The following is a 17,057-nucleotide window of genomic DNA, read 5'->3' as shown; positions in this document are numbered from 1 at the left end:
GTAGCTCGCGACCAATGGCTTGTGCCGCAGGGATTGATAGGCACAAGCCATCGGCGGTGATCCGCTGGCAGGCGGGCTTCGTTCATGCAAGACCATGAAAGGGAAAGGAGATCGTATGCGTGCATTGGTTACGGGCTGCGGCCGTCGACTCGGATTTTATCTCTGTGAACAACTGGTGGCAGCGGGCTGGCAGGTGACGGGCAGTTATCGCAGCGAGCGGCCGGAGCTGGCCACGCTGGCAGTACTGGGGGTCGAACTGGTGCAGGCGGATTTTGGCCGGGAAGAGGACGTTGGCAAGCTGATCGATGTGCTGGCGACCCATCAGGATCTGGCGCTGGTGATCCACAACGCTTCGGCCTTCGAGCCGCAGGCAACTGAGCCGGCGGCGCAACTGGCCCAATTCGAGCAGTTCTACCGAGTACACATGGCGGCCCCCTTCCAGCTAAACCGGGCGTTGGCCCCACAGCTTGCCAGCAATCCCAACGCCAGCATCATTCACATCACCGATATCTATATCCATGCCCCGGCCCCCCGTTTTGCCAGCTATGTGGCCACCAAGGCGGGAGCCCATTCGCTGGCCATGAGCTTTGCCCGGGAGCTGGCGCCTGCGGTGCGAGTCAACACCATAGAGCCGGGGCCGATCCTGTTTCTCGATGAACATGACGAGGCGTGGCGCCAGCAGGTGTTGGCGAAAACACCGCTGGCGCGGGAGGGGGGACTTGAGCCCATCTGGCAGGCGGTGCAGTTACTGATGGGGAACAGTTATATGACGGGTGCCAGCATCAAGGTAGATGGCGGGCGGGCGCTGGCCACTCTCTGAAGATTTGCCAAGCACCAACGGCTCCAGCCCGACCTGCCGGGTCAGCAAGCCTTTGCCGGGTTTGAGCTTGCCCGACGGGGCGGGGAGCATCACTTGCAGCGCCACCTTGGGGTCATGCACCTCGCCATGGCCATAGAGCTCGGCCAGCAGCTCCGCCAGATAGGAATCGACCTCTGCCGAGGCAAAGTCACCGCTCCTGTTGCTGGCCAGAATATCGATGTCGAGCGGCCGATCGTGCACCTTGCAGAGCGGATCGCTGCGATCCCGGCCGTGAGCTACCTCGAGGGCGACAAAGTGCTGCTTGAGGCGGGCGGCATCGAGCGGGCTCTCCACCACCAGCAGGCAGTTGAGAAAGTCGTGGCTGGAGTGCATTCCCACCGGCTTGGTGCGGATCACCGAACTCAGCCGCAGGGGGCCAACGTTCGCAAGCAGCTCGGCCAGCACCCGGCTGACATGGATATGCGGGTCAATATTGGAACCAATGCTACACAGATAGAACATGCTCACCTTCCCGGGGTTGGGCTCATCTGAAATGTATACGCAGCTCACGGTTATCGGATTAACTATGGCTTAACATTGTCTTATCTATTGTGATCCGGCACTGATTGGCAGAAAGGAGGTTTGCATGAGTGTGGAGCTGAAATGGGCGCTGTTGACCGCCTCGGGCGCGCTGGCGATGATCATGATTATCTGTCTGGCCTCTGTCGCGTTGGCGTGAATCACCACAATCCAGATAATACAAACCGGCCTGTTGGCCGGTTTTGTTTTTTGGGGCGGTGCGGCTATGCTGGCGCACCGGTGAGAATGCAAGAGAAGAGATGATGACCAAGGTTCGCCCACGCTCCCTGCTGCAGGTAGTATTGATGGGATTTGTGCTGGTATTGATGCCGCTGGGCGGAATGATCTGGCACAACAGCACCTCACTTGCCCACCTCAGTCAGCTCACCAGCGACGAGATGGAGCGGGCGGTCAAGGATACCCGCCGCGCCACCCTGCTGACGGCGCAAGCCATCGATATCGAGCGCACCTTGCGCCGCTTCGCGGTGCTGGGGGATCGTCGCAGTCTCACCAGCTACCAGCAGCAACTCGACGGGTATCGGGTGTTGCTGGCGGAACACCGCAACTCCATCACCGACGGCCAGCTCTACAGCAGGCTCGATCAGGGGCTGGCCTGGCTCGACAGCCTGCAGGATGCCGCGCTGGCCCGTGCGGCGGCAGCGGGGGACAAGCTCGAGCAGTTCAACGATGCCAACAAGCAGCTCGAAATAGTCACCCGCAGCCGGGTTGACGAACACATGGATCGGGTACAGCTCACCATCGCCGGACTGACCAGCGAGCTCTGGTGGGTGAGCGGAGCTGTGGCGGCGCTCAGCCTGCTGATGGTCTTTATCTTCACCTACCTCATCATCCACCCGGTACGACAGATTGAGTCGCGCATCTTGAGCCTGGGAGCCGGGGTCGAACCCGATCCCAAGCCGGTTGACGGCCCTGCCGAGCTGGTATTGCTGGGGGAGCGGATCGTCTGGCTGCACGACAAACTCAAGGAGCTGGAGCTGCAGAAATACCAGTTCCTGCGTCATGTTTCCCACGAGCTCAAGACCCCGCTGGCGGTGCTGCGGGAGGGGACGGATCTGCTCTGCGAGCAGCTGGTCGGGCCTTTGACGCCGGATCAGCTGGAGATCTGCCAGATGCTCGACGAGAACAGTCGGCGTTTGCAGACCCTGATCGAGCGGCTGCTCGACTTCAACCGGCTCAGTCAGCAGGAGGCCTTCGAACTGGAGCCCGTCCCCCTGCTGCCGATGTTGTCGGAACTTTCTGCCGAGTACCGGCTGGCATTGGAGTCCAAGCAGATCCGTGTACACTTGCCGACCGTGCCGGTTACCCTGTGGGCGGAGCCCTACCGGCTACGACTGATCCTCGATAACCTCTTCTCCAACGCCGTCAGTTACGGCGCCAGCGGGGGCAATATCTGGATCAGGGCAGGGCAGGATGAACAGATAAGCTGGCTGGAAGTGGCCAACGAGGGGCCCAAGATCCCCGTGGCCGATCAGCAACGCATTTTTGAACCCTTCGAGCAGGGCAGCACAGTGCGGCAAGGTCTCTTGAAAGGCTCGGGCATGGGCCTCTCCATCGCCCGCGAGTCTGCCAACAGCCTGGGGGGGGAACTGGTTCTGGTAGAGGATGAACAGGCGGATGTCTGTTTCAGGTTGACGTTGAAATGAGGACTATGAAGATACAACGCGTATTTCCAGCTCTGATGGCAGGGCTGCTCGCGGGTTGCTCCTTGCTGCCGCAACAGGCAGAGCGGGAGTCCTCCGATATCGCTTTTGCCAAGCGGATGGAGTTTGCCAACAAGGAGATGCAGGTGCGTCTGCAATACTCCGACTGGCTGCTGGCCAGTCACCCCCAGCAACGGGTGCAGGAGCGTCAGCGTCTGAAAGGGGCTGACGATCTGGAGAGCCGGGTCAGTCTGGCCATGGTGGACTCCCACCCCGCCGAATCGGTGGTCAATCGCACCGCCGGTCTGGCGCGCCTGAAGCAGATGTTGCCCGAGCTGGGTCTCGATGCGCAGGCCTTTTTACGTAGCTGGATCGCCCTCGGCGAGCAGCTGCTGGCTCGCGACAGCCGTCGCGATGACCAGAGTCAGGAGATCCAGCGGCTGCGCCGCCAGATCGAGCAGCTGACCGCTATCGACGACCAGCTCAACCAGCGCAAGCTGAACGAGAATCGTGAGGTAATACCATGAGCCGGATCCTGTTGGTGGATGACGACGTCAGCCTGCTCAAACTGATGAGCATGCGGCTGCGCAGTCAGGGTTATGAAGTGGATACCGCCGACAGCGCGGAAGGGGCCCTCGACCGGTTGCGTCAGCAACGGGCCGATCTGGTACTGAGCGATCTGCGGATGGCCGGCATGGACGGTCTGGCGCTGTTCGAGCGGATCCAGGCCCAGTGGCTGGGGTTGCCGGTGATCATCATGACCGCCCACGGCACCATCCCGGACGCCATTCAGGCGACCCGCTCCGGCGTATTCAGCTTTCTGACCAAACCCATCAACAAGGATGAGCTGTTCGCCACCATCGAACATGCGCTGAGCCTGACGCGGCCGAAACAGCAGCAGGAGTGGCAGTCGCTGATCCTGACCCGCAATCCCCAGCTGGAACAGCTGCTGATCCAGGCCCACAGCATTGCGACCATGGAGGTGCCGGTGCTGATCATGGGGCCGTCAGGCTCCGGCAAGGGGGCGATGGCGCAGGCGCTGCACCAGGCCAGCCAGCGGCGCGACAAGCCGCTTCATACTATCAACTGTGCCGCCATTCCGTGGGCGTCACTCGACCTGCAGCTGTTTGGTGAAGATGGACAGTCCGGTCTGTTCGAGCAGGCCAAGGGGGCGACCCTGTTTCTCGACGAGATTGGCAGCCTCTCCGAATCCCTGCAGGCCAAGCTGCTGCAGGTGATGGAGGAGTATGGTCAGGGCACGCCGGAGGTGCGGGTACTCAGCTCCAGCCATCAGGATCTGGTCAAGGCGATGGAGGAGGGGCGCTTTCGGGAAGATCTCTTCTACCGTCTCAACGTCGCCAATATCACCTTGCCGTCTCTCAGTGCCCGCAGCGAGGATATCCCCCTGCTGGCCCGTCAGGCGCTCGATGACTACCGCAGCCGCCACAGCGACTGCGCCGCCATGGGTTTTTCGCCCGAGTCGCTGGCGATGCTGGCGGCCGCTGCCTGGCCTGGCAACGTGCGCCAGCTCTGCAACGTGGTGGAGCAGCTCGCCAGCCTCTGTTGCAGCCCGGTGATCGGGGTCTCCATGGTGGAGTCCGCCCTGAGCGGCGGTGGCGGCGGCATCCCCTCGTTCAACGAGGCGCGGGCCGAATTCGAGAAGGAGTATCTGATCCGTTTGCTGCGCACCACCGAGGGCAACGTGACCCTGGCGGCCAACATGGCGGGCAGAAACCGTACCGATTTCTACAAGTTATTGAATCGGCACGGTATCGAAGCTGCAAACTTCAAATCGAAGGGATAAATCAGGCGGGATCAACCACCGCCGGAGCGGCATCGGCTTTTTGAGTTTTATGGGAGAGCCAGAGGCCGCTCGCCTTCATCAGGTAACCGAACAAGGCGCCAATGATGAGGGAGGGCAGGATCAGCCGCCACTCGCCAGCCGCCCCGAAGGTGGCACAGCAACCGGCAAAGGTGCCGGGAATGTAGCCGAGCCACTGCTGCTTGGCCTGTACGCACATCAGGGTTGCGACCACCCCCGTCATCACATAACCCGCCACACCCGCTCCCCACAGACTGTCGCCATGGATCAGCAGCAGTGCCCACAGCATGCCACTGGTGTTGCAGAAGATGGTCTGCAGCAGCGCCTTGTAGCCACCGCTTGACGCGAAATAGCTGGTGCAGCCGAGAAAGCCGACCCAGGAGATAAGGCCGAACGCGACGGCAATCCAGCCCCAGACGGCGGAGAGAATTCCAGTGGTGATGGCGATGGCGATCAGTGGGCTCATGGGGCGACTCTTCAGTTGGCTTCGCAAAATGGGCAGCCTACCCCCGGCAATCGGGGCGGCAAGCGGGGGCCGAATTGTGTGTGATCTTCATCACCCTTTTCAACTCAGGAATACGCTTGCGCTCGCGAAAAAAATTCATTGGTGACCGGCCTGACAGTCGGCCATAGTTAGAGGCCCTGTCCTGCTCATGGAGTGAGTCTGATGGCGCCAAATGTGATCGTTCCCCTTCTGGTGTTCGTAGTCCTGTTTCTGGTCGGCACCATGGCCAAGGCACTGCCCCTGCACCACATGATGTAAATTTGTGTGAAATAAAAATCTGCCGGGGCGGGTCTTATCCATACTGCCTCACTCAGCCCCGGGAGTTTTTCATGTTGATCAAGCGTCGTACCGCCCACCCCCTTACCGAACAGGATGTCACCCCGGAAGCCGTCTATCAGGACCGCCGCCTTATTCTCAAAGGGCTGGGTCTGGGCGCAGCCACCCTGGCATTTCCCACTCAGGCCGGTGTACTCGATCTGCTGCGCGGTAAAGAGGATGCTCCCCAATTAGCCACTAGGCCGATCAACAGCAAGCCTGCGGAGCGCTCGGCCAATCTGGTGCTGACACCGGAAGAGAAGGCAACCAGTTACAACAACTTCTATGAGCTCGGAACCGACAAGTCCGACCCGGCTCGCAACGGCCATTACCTCAAGCCCGAACCCTGGACCCTCAAGGTGGAGGGGGAGGTGGCCAAGCCCTTTACCCTCGATGTGTGGGACCTCATCAACAAGAGCGAGCTGGAGGAGCGGATCTACCGACTGCGCTGTGTCGAAGCCTGGTCCATGGTGCTGCCCTGGAATGGCATCTCGCTGGCGGAGATTATCCGCCGTGCCGAGCCCACCAGTCGCGCCAAGTTTGTTGCCTTCGAAACCCTGTTTGATCCGAAACAGCTGCCGGGGCAGGCCTCCAGTTTGGGGGGCGGCATCGAGTATCCCTACGTCGAAGGGCTGCGTATCGACGAGGCGATGCACCCTCTCTCTTTCCTTGCGATGGGGCTCTACGGCAAGACCCTGCCCGCCCAGAATGGCGCGCCGATCCGGTTGGTAGTGCCGTGGAAGTACGGCTTCAAGAGCATCAAGAGCATCGTCTCGATCCGGCTGGTGGAGGAGATGCCGCCGACCACCTGGAATCTGCTGGCTCCCAACGAATATGGCTTCTACGCCAACGTCAATCCGCAGGTGGATCATCCGCGCTGGAGTCAGGCCAGCGAGCGCTTTATCGGCGAGGGCGGGGTGTTTGGCGCCAAGCGTCAGCCGACCCTGATGTTCAACGGCTATGGTGACGAAGTCGCCTCGCTCTATCAGGGGATGGATCTGCGCCAATGGTACTGAGATTGAAACCGGCCCATATCAGCGGTTTGCGGGCACTGGTGCATCTGGGCGCTCTCGGCTTCCTGCTCTGGCTGGGGTTTGCCATTCCGGCAGGTCTGCTGGGGGGCGATCCGGTGCCAGAGCTTATCCACTACCTCGGCAAGGGGGCGCTCAATCTGCTGCTGCTCACCCTGCTGGTGTCGCCGCTGGCCAAGCGCTGGCGGCAGGGGCAGCTAATCAAGCTGCGCCGCCCCCTCGGGCTCTGGTGTTTTGCCTGGGCGCTGCTCCACTTCATGGCGTGGCTGGGGCTGGATCTGCAGTTTGACTGGGGGCTGATTGGCGGCGAGCTGGTCAAGCGCAGCTACATAGTAGTGGGGATGGTAGCGTTGTTGCTGCTGGCCGCCCTCAGCATCACCTCGCTGCCCGCATTGCAGCGCCGCATGGGTGCCGCATGGCAGAAGCTGCACAACTGGGTCTATGCCATCGCCCTGCTGGTGCCGGTGCATTACTGGTGGTCGCTCAAGAGCGGTTGGGGGGAGCCCCTCATCTACCTGCTGCTGGCCTGCGCCCTGCTCTGGCCGAGGCGGGAGAAACTGCTGCGCCCCATGCGGGGACACTGGAATGCAAAAGAGGCCTAATTGGCCTCTTGTTGTTTGATCTCGCCAGTGTAGGCATCGACGATGAGATGCACCTTCTGATCCTGGCGATTGAGGGTTTTGACCTCGAATTTGTCCCCTTCCAGCTCCACTTCCCGAATGTCGTGATACCCTTGCGCCAGCAGGAGTTTGACCAGCCCGGCCATGTCGAGACGGCTCTGGGCCGCCCAGCTTGTGGCACTCAACAGGCAAAGGATCAGCAGGAAACTGCGCGGGATCATATTCATTCCGGATTCATGGCTGGCAGACTATAAACGCCATTATGTTAGGTTTTTGGAGATGAATCATCCATGAATAGAGCGCTCCCTCTGCTTGGGTTATTGCTGCCGTTGCTGGCACAGGCGGTCACGCCTGATGAAGCCATGCTGCAGCAAGCTGTCCATGAGGGACGGGTTCGGCCCTTCCATGAAATGATGGAGATGGCGGCCAGATTGCCGGTGCGGGTGTTGCGGGTGGATCTGGGGGAAGAGGATGGTATCTGGCTCTATGAACTGCGAGTCATCGATCGGGAAAACAGCGTGATCAAGGTAGCCTATCGGGCCGACAACCTTGAGCTGGTGTGGGCCAAGGGCCACCATCTGGAGCGGCTGTTCGAACCGCCAAAGCCCCCGGTCGAGGATGATGAATAACCCCTGTGTGGAAGCCTGTTCATGCGAATTCTGATTGTTGAAGACGAAAAAATTCTGGCTGGCCAGCTGGCCGAACAGCTGCGCCTCTCCGGCTTTGTCACCGACCTCTGCCACGATGGCAACGAGGCCGGTTTCCTCGGTGAGACCGAACCCTATGACGCCATCATTCTCGACCTCGGCCTGCCGGGGCGCGATGGCCTGAGCGTGCTGAAAGAGTGGCGCAGCAAGGGGATCGATACCCCTGTGCTGGTGCTGACCGCCCGTGGTCAGCTGCACGAGAAGATCGAGGGGCTCAACGCCGGTGCCGATGACTACCTTACCAAGCCGTTCCAGGTGGCCGAGCTGGTAGCGCGGGTCCATGCGCTGGTGCGCCGGGCGGCGGGTAACGCCAGCTCCATTCTGGAGATTGGCGGAGTGCGGCTCGACATGGCGGCGTCGCAGGTGTTGTACGAAGGGACTCCCATCAAACTGACCGCCCACGAGTTCCGCGTGCTGGGTTATCTGATGCAGCACCGGGGCAAGGTGGTATCGCGCAGCGAGCTGATCGACCACATCTATGCTCAGGATTTTGACCGTGACTCCAATACCGTGGAGGTGTTCATCGGCCGGATCCGCAAGAAAACCAATCCAGACCTGATTGAAACAGTGCGCGGCCTCGGGTACCGGATCAACGAATGAGGCTGGTCAGAACCCTGCGGGGGCGACTGGTCGCCATCGCGCTGGTGTGGTGCGGGCTGTTTCTGTTCGCCACCGGTTTCAGTCTGCAGACCATGATGCGCAACTACTGGCAGGAGGCGGAGGCCGACGGCCTTCGCCTGCAGCTTTATGATCTGCTCTCCCGGCTGGAAGTGGCCAAAACCGGCCTGCCGGTGGTCACCGGCTCCCTCTCCGATCCCCGCTTCAATCAACCCTACTCCGGCTACTATTGGCAGCTGGAGTTGGGCCGCGATGTGGTGGGGCGCTCCCGTTCCCTATGGGATACCAACCTGAAGAGCGACGGCCTCAAGTCGGCGTTTGGCGATCCCGACCTCTTCGTCGGCAAGGGGCCCAACAAGGAGCCGCTGCTGATCATGACCCGCACCGTGCTGCTGCCCGGTTCGGATCGGGTGTTCACTCTGGTGATGGCCAAGGACAGTAGCGCCCTGACCCAGACCCTCAACAAGACCCGCATCAGCCTGTTCCTCGGTCTCGGCTTTGCTGCCGCCGGTCTGGTGCTCGGCTTCATGTTCCAGATCGTCTACGGTTTGCGGCCGCTGCACCTGCTGCGCCGTGAACTGGGGCGGGTTCACGAGGGTCATCAGGAGGGGTTCCGGCTGCGCTATCCGCTGGAGATCCAGCCGCTGGTGGAGGATATCAACCGGCTGCTGCACCACTACGGCGAGCTGCTGCAGCGGGCGCGATCCCACACCGGCAATCTGGCCCACGCCCTCAAAACGCCGCTCAGCATCCTGCGCAATCAGGTGGCCCAGTTGCCGCCGGAGGATCAGGCTGCCATCGGCGAGCAGCTCGACCAGATCCAGCGTCATATCGACTATCACCTCGGCAAGGCGCGGGTGACCGGTGCCGCCAAGATCCTCGGGGTCTCGACCCCGGTGCGGGCGCGGGTGGAGTATATCTGCCGCGCCTTCTCCCGCCTCTATCCGGGCAAAACGGTGGATCTGCAGGTGCCCGCCAATCTGGCGGTCGGGGTGGAGGAGCAGGATTTCGATGAGATGGTGGGCAACCTGCTGGAGAACGCCTTCAAGTGGTCCGCCAGCGAGCTGCGCATCTCCAGCGCCGAGCTGGGTGGCTGGATCACCTTGCGTATCGAGGATGACGGTCCCGGCATGAGCGAGGATCAGATCGCCAAGGCGGTGCTGCGCGGGGTGCGGCTCGACGAGAAGGTGCCGGGCTCGGGCCTGGGCCTCAACATCGTCTCCGATCTGGCGGAAGCCTATCGGGGCAGTTTCATCATGGGCCGCGCCGAACTGGGCGGTCTGGCCGCCTCCCTCTCGTTGCCCAAGGTGGCAAGAGTCGAGAGCTAGGCATAACATATGGCATTTGTTTTAGCCTGAGGAAGAGAAGCATGACCGACGATCCGTGGGCACTGTGTCACCTTGACGATTCGTTTGATGCCTCTGTGCTGGGGGTCAAGGGCGCTCAGATCCAGTGGTTTGAAGACAGGGATGGCCTGATCGCGTTCCTTCTGGAAGATTTTGTCGACCTGCTGGCCGATGTGGGCGAGCTGGACGAGGAGCAGACCGAGCAGGCGCGCGAGCGCTTCACCCTGCTGGTGGAGCAGAGCTTTGACGATCGCACCCTGATGGATGCCATCAACGATCTCGCCTCCGGCCTGCGCCGCATCGCCTGGTTGGGGCCGCTCTCGGAGCTGGCCGAGATCAGCGACGAGTTTGCCTCCGGTCTGCGCCGCTACTTCTGGAGCCAGTACGACGGGGATGAAGATGACCCGGACGCCTGGGTACCGGAAGAGCTGTGGCCACAACTGGTGGAGTGCGCGCAGGAGTATATGGAGGAAGGGGAGTTCTAAACCCGTCCCGACCATGCCTGCGCTTTGGCAGACAGATAAAGAAACGGCGCCTTGATGGCGCCGTTTTTATTGGGTGGCAATCGCCTTAGCCGTTGGCCGGTATCGCGTGGGCGGTGTTGGTCAGTATCGGGCCTGTGTACTTCTCGATCTGCAGCTGGGCCATGTGGCCGCAGTTGCCTTGCGCCAGACTGGACGAGCCCTCGTCGAAGGTGAGGCAGTTGACGTTGCCGTTCTTGCAGATGCTGCCCACTTCGCCCGGCTTGGCCGGATCGTACCAGGCCCCTTCGCAGATCCGCACCACGCCTTGGCGCACATCTTCGGAGAGCAGGGCGCCCACTAGGATCTGGCCGCGCTCGTTGAAGGCGCGCACCAGATCCCCTTGGGCGATGCCGCGAGCCTTGGCGTCGGCGGGATGGATCATGATTGCTTCGCGGTCGGCGATGGCGAACTTGTCCCGCAGCGGGGTGTTGTCGAGCTGGGAGTGCAGCCGCTGGGTCGGGTGGGAGGTGTTGAGCGACAGCGGATAGCGCGCTGCCACCTCGCTCTTCACCCACTCCTTGGGCTCATACCATTTGGGATGGCCGGCACAGTCGGCGTAACCCATCCCCGCCACCGTGTTGGAGAAGATCTCGATCTTGCCGGACGGGGTGCCGAGCGGGTTGAGCAGCGGATTCTCGCGAAAATCGGCGTGACGGATCCACTGGCGGTTTGCCTCGGGGATCGGGAAGCGGATGTAGTTGTTGGATTCCCAGAACATGTTGAACGGCGGCAGCGCCACGCGGGCGCCGCGGGCCTGCGCTGCCATGCCGTCGTACATCTGCTTGAGCCACAGCATCTCGTCTTTGCCTTCGGTGTACTGCTCCTGCACGCCCAACTTGGCGGCGATGGCGCTGAAGATGTCGAAGTCGTTGCGGGCTTCAAACTGGGGCGGCACGCACTGGTGCATCGGGAACACATAGCGCTGGGAGTAGTCGCCACCCATCTCCAGATCGTTGCGCTCGTAGCTGGTGGTGACCGGCAGCACGATATCGGCGTGCTTGGCAGTCGCCGTCCAGTAGGGCTCGTGCACGATCACGGTCTGCGGCTTGCGCCACGCCTGCAGCAGGTTGTTGGTGTCCTGATGGTGGTGGAAGGGGTTGCCGCCCGCCACGTAGACCAGCTTGATGTCCGGATAGGTCACCTTGCGGCCGTTGAAGTCGATGGTCTTGCCCGGGTTGGCGAGACAGTCGGCGATGCGGGCCACCGGGATCGGTGCCGGGCTGTTCTTCGGTGCGTTGCCGGCGGAGATACCCGCCAGAATGCCGCCTTTGGCGGTGGGGCTGCCACCGGAGGAGTAGTGGTAGCTGAAGCCGTAGCCGCCGCCCGGCAGGCCGATCTGGCCCAGCATGGAGGCCAGCGTCACCAGCATCCAGTTCGGCTGTTCGCCGTGCTGCTGACGCTGCATGCCCCAACCGGCCATGATCATGGTGCGTTTGGCGGCCATGTCGAGGGCCAGCTGGCGGATCACCTTGGCATCGACGCCGCAGACGCTGCTCGCCCACTCGGCGCTCTTCGGTTGGCCGTCATCCTTGCCGAGCAGATAGTCCAGAAAGTTGTCGAAGCCGACGGTGTAGCGATCGAGGAAGGCCTGATCGTGCTTCTTCTCGCTGTAGAGGGTGTGGGCCACACCCAGCATCATGGCCACGTCGGTGTAGGCGTTTGGGGCAATCCACTCGGCGCCGACCAGCTTGGCGGTCTCGTTGTAGACCGGATCGATGCTGATGACGCGGGTGCCTTTCTCTTTCAGCGCCTTGAAGCCGGCCTGACCTTCGTGATCCGGCATGTTCCAGCTGTTCTTCAGGGTGACCTGAGCATTGACCCCCCACAGCACCACCAGTTCGGCGTTCTCGACCACGTTGGGCCAGGCGGTCTGCTGCTCGTACACCTCGATGGAGCCCATCACGTGGGACATGATCACCTGAGCCGCACCGGTGGAGTAGTCACCGGCATAACCGGTGAAACCGCCGGAGAGGTTCATCAGGCGGTGCAGCAGGGTGCGGCTGTTGTGGAACATGCCGACACTCTTCCAGCCGTAGGAACCGGCGTGGATCGCCTGCGGGCCGAAGTCACTCTGCACGCGCTGGATTTCACCGGCCACCAGTTCAATCGCCTTGTCCCAGCTCACCCGTACCCACTCATCGGCACCGCGCAGCTCCGGTTTGGCGCCCGGGCCATGTTCCAGCCAGCTCTTGCGTACCATGGGGTACTTGATGCGGTTCTTGGCGTGCACCTGGAACGGCGCCATGTCGATGAGATCGTTTGGCGCCGGATCATCGGCCACCGGCTGAACGCGCACCATGCGGCCATCTTCGACGATCGCCTCGAAAGCACCCCAGTGGGCGCCGGTCAGAATGCCCTTCTGGGCGGGCACCAGGGTCGGGAACTGACTCAATGCGGTGCTGATGGCTTGCGCCAGCGCACTCTTGGGAAAAATACCGCCGAGCAGGGGCAGGGCTGCGCAGGCGCCGAGCCCCTTGAGCAGGTTGCGGCGGGACAGATTGGTCTTCTTGTCATTGAAAAAAGTCATAACGGTTTTCCTCTGTGCCAGCCTTAGTGGGCCGCGCTCATGTCACTGGCGTGTTTCTGGACATACTGGGTCAACATGCGAGCCTGTTCCGGGGTCAGGGAGGTACGAGATTCCATCCCCTTGATGACGCCGATCCACTGGTTGGCATTGAAGTGATCCAGCGCGGTGAGGCCGTGGCAGCCGGTACAGTTGTTGGACATCAGGGTGGAGGCGTATTGCCACAGCTTGCCCTGATCGCCGATGAGCTGGCTCTGGTCGACCCAGGCGGTCAGCTTGACCTGATGCCAGGTGAGGTTGGTGGCGCTGTCGGTTTCGCTCTGGCCGGTGACCAGCGCTTTCTTGGCGGCATCGCCGACCAGTACGCTGAGGATCCGTTTGCCCGGTGCGGCGTAGAACACTTCGCTCACACCATCCTGTTGCCAGCCTTCGATCTGCACCTTGGCGCGGCCGTTTTCGTTGGCCAGCACTTCCACCTTGGTGGAGGGCATCAGGGTGCCTTCGTCGGTCTTGGCGGCGGCATCGAGGAACAGCGGGGTGGTGGCGATGGCGTAACGGGTGGTGACGTTAGCTGGGGTCTGGGCCGCAGCCTGTGCCAGCTCGCTGGCACCGGCGGCTGCCAGGCCGCTCATGTCAGGCATGATGTGGGCGACACCACGGTGGCAGTCGATACAGGTCTGGCCTTCCTTGATGGCGACCGGGTGCTCGGCACGGGCATTGGGGCGTTGGGCCAGAATGTCCATCGCCTCGTAGCTGTGGCAGCTGCGGCAGGTGGCGGAGTCGTTGGCTTTCAACTCGTCCCAGACGGACTGGGCCATCCGCAGCTTGTGGGCTTCATACTTTTCCGGGGTATCCAGGGTGCCGATCGCCTCGTGATAGATATCCTTCACGGCGCGGATCTTGGTCCACAGGTAGGAGGTGGGGTCGCCCGGGATGTGGCAGTCGGCGCACTCGGCGCGGATCCCCTTGGTGTTCTGGAAGTGGACACTGCCCTGATACTCGGCGAGCGGTGTCTGCATGGAGTGGCAGGAGACGCAGAATTCGGTGGAGCTGGTCTTGTGCAGCACGGTCACGGTGACACCCAGTGCCGCGACACCCAGCAGGGCCCCGAGCAGCAGGAGCCAGAACCAGGTTTTTCTTATCAGTTTTCCAATCATGGCGGCGTTTTCCTACGGTCAATAATTACCTACATAGTACTAGTCCAATAGTAGTAGTAATGATAGGGATAAGGCGTTGACCTCCATCATGGTTTATATTTTTGATTGTTGTCACATTCTGTCTTTTGTTTTGCTATTGGCATTTTTATCGAATTAAATTCAGTTGTTTTCTGTTTTATCTATTTGTTCACTTTCCGCGACAGCTGTTAGCCCCCTCGCAAAACCCCACAAGATTCGCTGATATAGTGAGCAGTGAGCCTCAACGGAGTGTCGCTGATGAGCCCTTTCTCACTGCTGTGTGTCGCCGCCAACGTGCAACTGCTGGCCGAATTCGAACAGGAGTTGGCTCCGCTGCTCGGCCATTTCGCGCTGGTGGTGGTGGTCGGTCAGGGGTCGGCTGAGCTGGCCTTGGACGAGCTGGATCGCAAGGGGCAGCCACCCGCCGTGGTGGTGTGTGACAGCGAGCTGGGGGATGGGCGAGGGGCCGATTTTCTGATCCGCCTCGGCAGCCGTCACGAGGCGTGCCGCAAGATCCTGCTGGGCAGCCAGCCGGAGATGAAATCGATCATCGAGGCGGTGAACCTCGGTCGTCTCGACTACTACCTGCAACGCCCCTGGCGCGATGGCAGCCTGCGCCGGGCGGTGATCGAGCAGGCGAGCCACTTTGTATTGCAGCGTCCCGAAGCGGACCTGCTGAGCTATGCCGCTGTGCTCGACAACCAGAAGCTGCTGCGAGCCCACGTCGATCGCCAGTTGGCTGCCTATCGGCAGGGCTTTATGGATTACACCCACTGCAGCGATGAAGAACTCTCCCGGGTGGTGATCGACGGCCTCTACCAGTTTTTCGAGGGCAATGACGAGGAGCGGGTCTGCCGCCACTACAGTCCGGGCCATGTGCTGACCCGCGAGGGGGAGCCCAACAGCTTCCTCTGGTTTATCGCCAAGGGGGAGGTGGTGTTGCGCAAGCGGGACGAGCAGGGGATCGATCAGGAGGTGGTGCACTACCGTACCGGTTCGCTGGTGGGGGGTATGTCCTTCGTGACCGGCGAACCCGCCTTCACCACCGGCGTGACTCTGACCGGTGCCGAGGTGATCAAGCTCGACAAGCTGCAATTCTCCCGGGTGATGCAGGCGCGCAGCGAACTGCTCCCCTCTTTTACCAACCTGCTGCTGCGCCACTTCAACCGCCGCCTGCAAAACAGCATCCGCACCGAGATGCGGCTGCAACAGACCCTCAACTCCCTCGATGCCGCTCACGCCCAGCTGGTGGAGAGCGAAAAAATGGCGATGCTGGGTCAGCTGGTGGCCGGTGTCGCCCACGAGCTGAACAACCCGGTGGCGGCCATTATCCGTGGCAGCGAGACCCTGCGGGCCGCCATCCCCGATCTGGTCAATCTCGAACTGCCCGCCCCCATCAAGGGGCTGGGCAACCAGACCCTCTGTCAGGCGCTCTCCTCCCAGCCGGTCTCGACCAGCGAGATCCGTGACAAGACCCGGCAGGCGGAGGGGCGCTTTGGAGATCGCCAGCAGGCGCGACTGGCGGTGCAGATGAATCTGGATGACGAGCTTAACTGGCAGCGCTGGTTTGCCAGCCGCACTGCCGACGAGCGGGAGGCACTGCTCTCCCGGCTGGAGCTGTTCCAGCAGACCGGCAGCTTCCTGCGCAATATCGAAGTGTGTGCCCGTCGCATCGGCGATCTGGTCAAGAGCCTCAAGCAGTATGCCCGGCAGGATCGGGCCGAGCCCTCGCTGGTGGACCTGCACGAGGGGCTGGAAGATACCCTGATGATTTTCGAAAACCGCCTCAAGCATCATGAGCTCTGCAAGGAGTACCAGCCGTTGCCGCTGGTGCGCTGTCACCCCATCGCCCTGCAACAGGTGTGGACCAACCTCATCGCCAACAGTCTGGATGCGATGAGCGGCCCGGGGCGGCTCACCATCCGCACCGGATTGCTGGATCCCGAGTGGGTCATGGTAGAGATCGAGGATAGCGGTTGCGGCATCGAGCCCGAGCTGTGGCAGCGGATCTTCGATCTCAACTTCACCACCAAGCGGGAGGGCCATTTCGGCCTCGGTATCGGTCTGAGCGTTTCGCTGCAGATAGTTCAGCAGCACCACGGCCGGATCGAGGTGGCCTCGGAGCCTGGCCGTTACACCCGGATGCGGGTCTGTCTGCCGCTGGACGGCATGGGGCAGGCCGGTTACGGGGGCGAACCTCATCACAACAAGGTGCATGCGGCCTGAGCCGTCGCCAGCATCAATCGCGCGGCGTGCCAAACCATGTCGCCAAGGAGGAGCAATGAACAAACACTATCTGATCCTGTGTGTGGACGATGAGCGGGAGGTGCTGGATGCGGTGATCCACGATCTCGCCCCGTTCCGTTCCCACTTCGAACTGGAAGCTGCCGAGAGCGTCGATGAGGCGCGTGCGGTGGTGGAGGAGTGGGAGTGCGACGGCAACAAGCTGGCGCTGATCCTCTGTGACCACATCATGCCGGGAACCCTGGGGGTCGATTTTCTGGTGGAGCTGAACCGACGAGCCTCCACCCGTGCCAGCCGCAAATTGCTGCTGACTGGGCAAGCGGGGCTGGAGGCCACCGTCGAAGCGGTCAATCGCGGCGGGTTGCACTACTACCTCGCCAAGCCGTGGAAGCTGGAGACCCTGCAAGAGGCGGTGCGCGAACAGCTGACCGACTATCTGCTGGCGGAAGATGGCGAAAATGCCTTCCACTATGCGCCGCTGCTCAATCAGGCGCGGCTGTTTGCCGCCATCCACGATCACCCGTTCGACGAATAGGGGAAGTTGGGCTTTCGCGGTGGCAGTTGTATACTGTCTGCATATACAGTAT

Annotated in this window: 18 protein-coding genes; 13 read left to right on the top strand and 5 right to left on the bottom strand. The window is 61.7% G+C overall.

Translation table 11 applies throughout. The features are described from left to right. Positions 1-115 precede the first annotated feature (115 nt). Positions 116-820 (top strand): SDR family oxidoreductase, encoded by a 705-nt coding sequence (locus OKB77_RS15450; RefSeq protein ID WP_270817938.1) that lies wholly within the window; start codon positions 116-118, stop codon positions 818-820. Here the strand turns inward: OKB77_RS15450 and OKB77_RS15445 are convergent. Next, positions 746-1,321, bottom strand: coding sequence for a 2-amino-4-hydroxy-6-hydroxymethyldihydropteridine diphosphokinase (locus tag OKB77_RS15445; RefSeq protein ID WP_270817937.1), 576 nt, complete (start codon positions 1,319-1,321; stop codon positions 746-748). The genes OKB77_RS15450 and OKB77_RS15445 overlap by 75 nt on opposite strands. A gap of 124 nt (positions 1,322-1,445) precedes the next feature. Between OKB77_RS15445 and cydH the strand changes: the two genes are divergently transcribed. From cydH to OKB77_RS15425, 4 genes are all read left to right on the top strand, one after another. Continuing rightward, a complete protein-coding gene (gene cydH, locus OKB77_RS15440; RefSeq protein WP_005339800.1) occupies positions 1,446-1,538 on the top strand; it encodes a cytochrome bd-I oxidase subunit CydH in 93 nt (30 codons plus the stop codon). 103 nt (positions 1,539-1,641) lie between these two features. Further along, a complete protein-coding gene (locus tag OKB77_RS15435) occupies positions 1,642-3,042 on the top strand; it encodes an ATP-binding protein (protein ID WP_270817967.1) in 1,401 nt (466 codons plus the stop codon). Next, a complete protein-coding gene (locus tag OKB77_RS15430) occupies positions 3,039-3,566 on the top strand; it encodes a hypothetical protein (protein ID WP_443111796.1) in 528 nt (175 codons plus the stop codon). The genes OKB77_RS15435 and OKB77_RS15430 overlap by 4 nt, the downstream gene beginning before the upstream one ends. Next, positions 3,563-4,843, top strand: coding sequence for a sigma 54-interacting transcriptional regulator (locus tag OKB77_RS15425; protein ID WP_005339807.1), 1,281 nt, complete (start codon positions 3,563-3,565; stop codon positions 4,841-4,843). The genes OKB77_RS15430 and OKB77_RS15425 overlap by 4 nt, the downstream gene beginning before the upstream one ends. Before the next feature lies 1 nt (position 4,844). Here the strand turns inward: OKB77_RS15425 and OKB77_RS15420 are convergent, their stop codons facing one another. Further along, entirely contained in the window at positions 4,845-5,327 is a 483-nt protein-coding gene (locus OKB77_RS15420; protein WP_005339809.1) for a DUF1097 domain-containing protein, read from the bottom strand. 368 nt (positions 5,328-5,695) lie between these two features. Here OKB77_RS15420 and msrP point away from each other — a divergent pair, with 368 nt between their 5' ends. Next, positions 5,696-6,697 (top strand): protein-methionine-sulfoxide reductase catalytic subunit MsrP, encoded by a 1,002-nt coding sequence (msrP, locus tag OKB77_RS15415; protein ID WP_150390133.1) that lies wholly within the window; start codon positions 5,696-5,698, stop codon positions 6,695-6,697. Then, a complete protein-coding gene (msrQ, locus tag OKB77_RS15410) occupies positions 6,688-7,314 on the top strand; it encodes a protein-methionine-sulfoxide reductase heme-binding subunit MsrQ (protein WP_199415254.1) in 627 nt (208 codons plus the stop codon). Before msrP ends, msrQ begins: the two co-directional genes overlap by 10 nt. Here msrQ and OKB77_RS15405 read toward each other — a convergent pair. After that, positions 7,311-7,559, bottom strand: a complete 249-nt coding sequence (locus OKB77_RS15405; RefSeq protein ID WP_149153769.1) for a PepSY domain-containing protein — start codon at positions 7,557-7,559, stop codon at positions 7,311-7,313. The genes msrQ and OKB77_RS15405 overlap by 4 nt on opposite strands. Before the next feature lie 63 nt (positions 7,560-7,622). On the opposite strand from OKB77_RS15405, the gene OKB77_RS15400 reads away from it, so the two are divergent. From OKB77_RS15400 to OKB77_RS15385, 4 genes are read left to right on the top strand one after another with little or no spacing between them, the layout of a single operon-like run. Next, positions 7,623-7,961 (top strand): PepSY domain-containing protein, encoded by a 339-nt coding sequence (locus OKB77_RS15400; protein WP_069526972.1) that lies wholly within the window; start codon positions 7,623-7,625, stop codon positions 7,959-7,961. A 21-nt stretch (positions 7,962-7,982) separates the two neighbouring features. Further along, positions 7,983-8,639, top strand: coding sequence for a response regulator transcription factor (locus OKB77_RS15395; protein ID WP_270817935.1), 657 nt, complete (start codon positions 7,983-7,985; stop codon positions 8,637-8,639). Further along, positions 8,636-9,985 carry a sensor histidine kinase gene (locus tag OKB77_RS15390; protein WP_265774322.1) on the top strand — a complete coding sequence of 450 codons (1,350 nt, stop codon included), beginning with the start codon at positions 8,636-8,638 and terminating at the stop codon, positions 9,983-9,985. The genes OKB77_RS15395 and OKB77_RS15390 overlap by 4 nt, the downstream gene beginning before the upstream one ends. A 41-nt stretch (positions 9,986-10,026) precedes the next feature. Next, positions 10,027-10,488: a hypothetical protein gene (locus OKB77_RS15385; protein ID WP_005339830.1), complete on the top strand. Its 462-nt coding sequence runs from the start codon at positions 10,027-10,029 to the stop codon at positions 10,486-10,488. An 85-nt stretch (positions 10,489-10,573) separates the two neighbouring features. Here OKB77_RS15385 and torA read toward each other — a convergent pair whose 3' ends face one another. Further along, on the bottom strand, positions 10,574-13,054 hold the full coding sequence (gene torA, locus OKB77_RS15380) for a trimethylamine-N-oxide reductase TorA (protein WP_270817934.1): 2,481 nt from the start codon (positions 13,052-13,054) through the stop codon (positions 10,574-10,576). A 23-nt stretch (positions 13,055-13,077) separates the two neighbouring features. Further along, positions 13,078-14,208 carry a NapC/NirT family cytochrome c gene (locus OKB77_RS15375; RefSeq protein ID WP_005339847.1) on the bottom strand — a complete coding sequence of 377 codons (1,131 nt, stop codon included), beginning with the start codon at positions 14,206-14,208 and terminating at the stop codon, positions 13,078-13,080. A gap of 276 nt (positions 14,209-14,484) precedes the next feature. On the opposite strand from OKB77_RS15375, the gene OKB77_RS15370 reads away from it, so the two are divergent. Then, positions 14,485-16,452 carry an ATP-binding protein gene (locus OKB77_RS15370; protein WP_270817933.1) on the top strand — a complete coding sequence of 656 codons (1,968 nt, stop codon included), beginning with the start codon at positions 14,485-14,487 and terminating at the stop codon, positions 16,450-16,452. 55 nt (positions 16,453-16,507) lie between these two features. Continuing rightward, entirely contained in the window at positions 16,508-17,005 is a 498-nt protein-coding gene (locus tag OKB77_RS15365) for a response regulator (protein WP_110304112.1), read from the top strand. Positions 17,006-17,057: the final 52 nt, after the last annotated feature.

The organism is Aeromonas sp. Y318-3 (assembly GCF_027706185.1).
GTDB classification, from domain to species: Bacteria; Pseudomonadota; Gammaproteobacteria; order Enterobacterales; family Aeromonadaceae; genus Aeromonas; species Aeromonas veronii.
The sequence above is the reverse complement of the archived record's forward strand: the minus strand, read 5'-3'. Positions and strand labels throughout refer to the sequence as shown.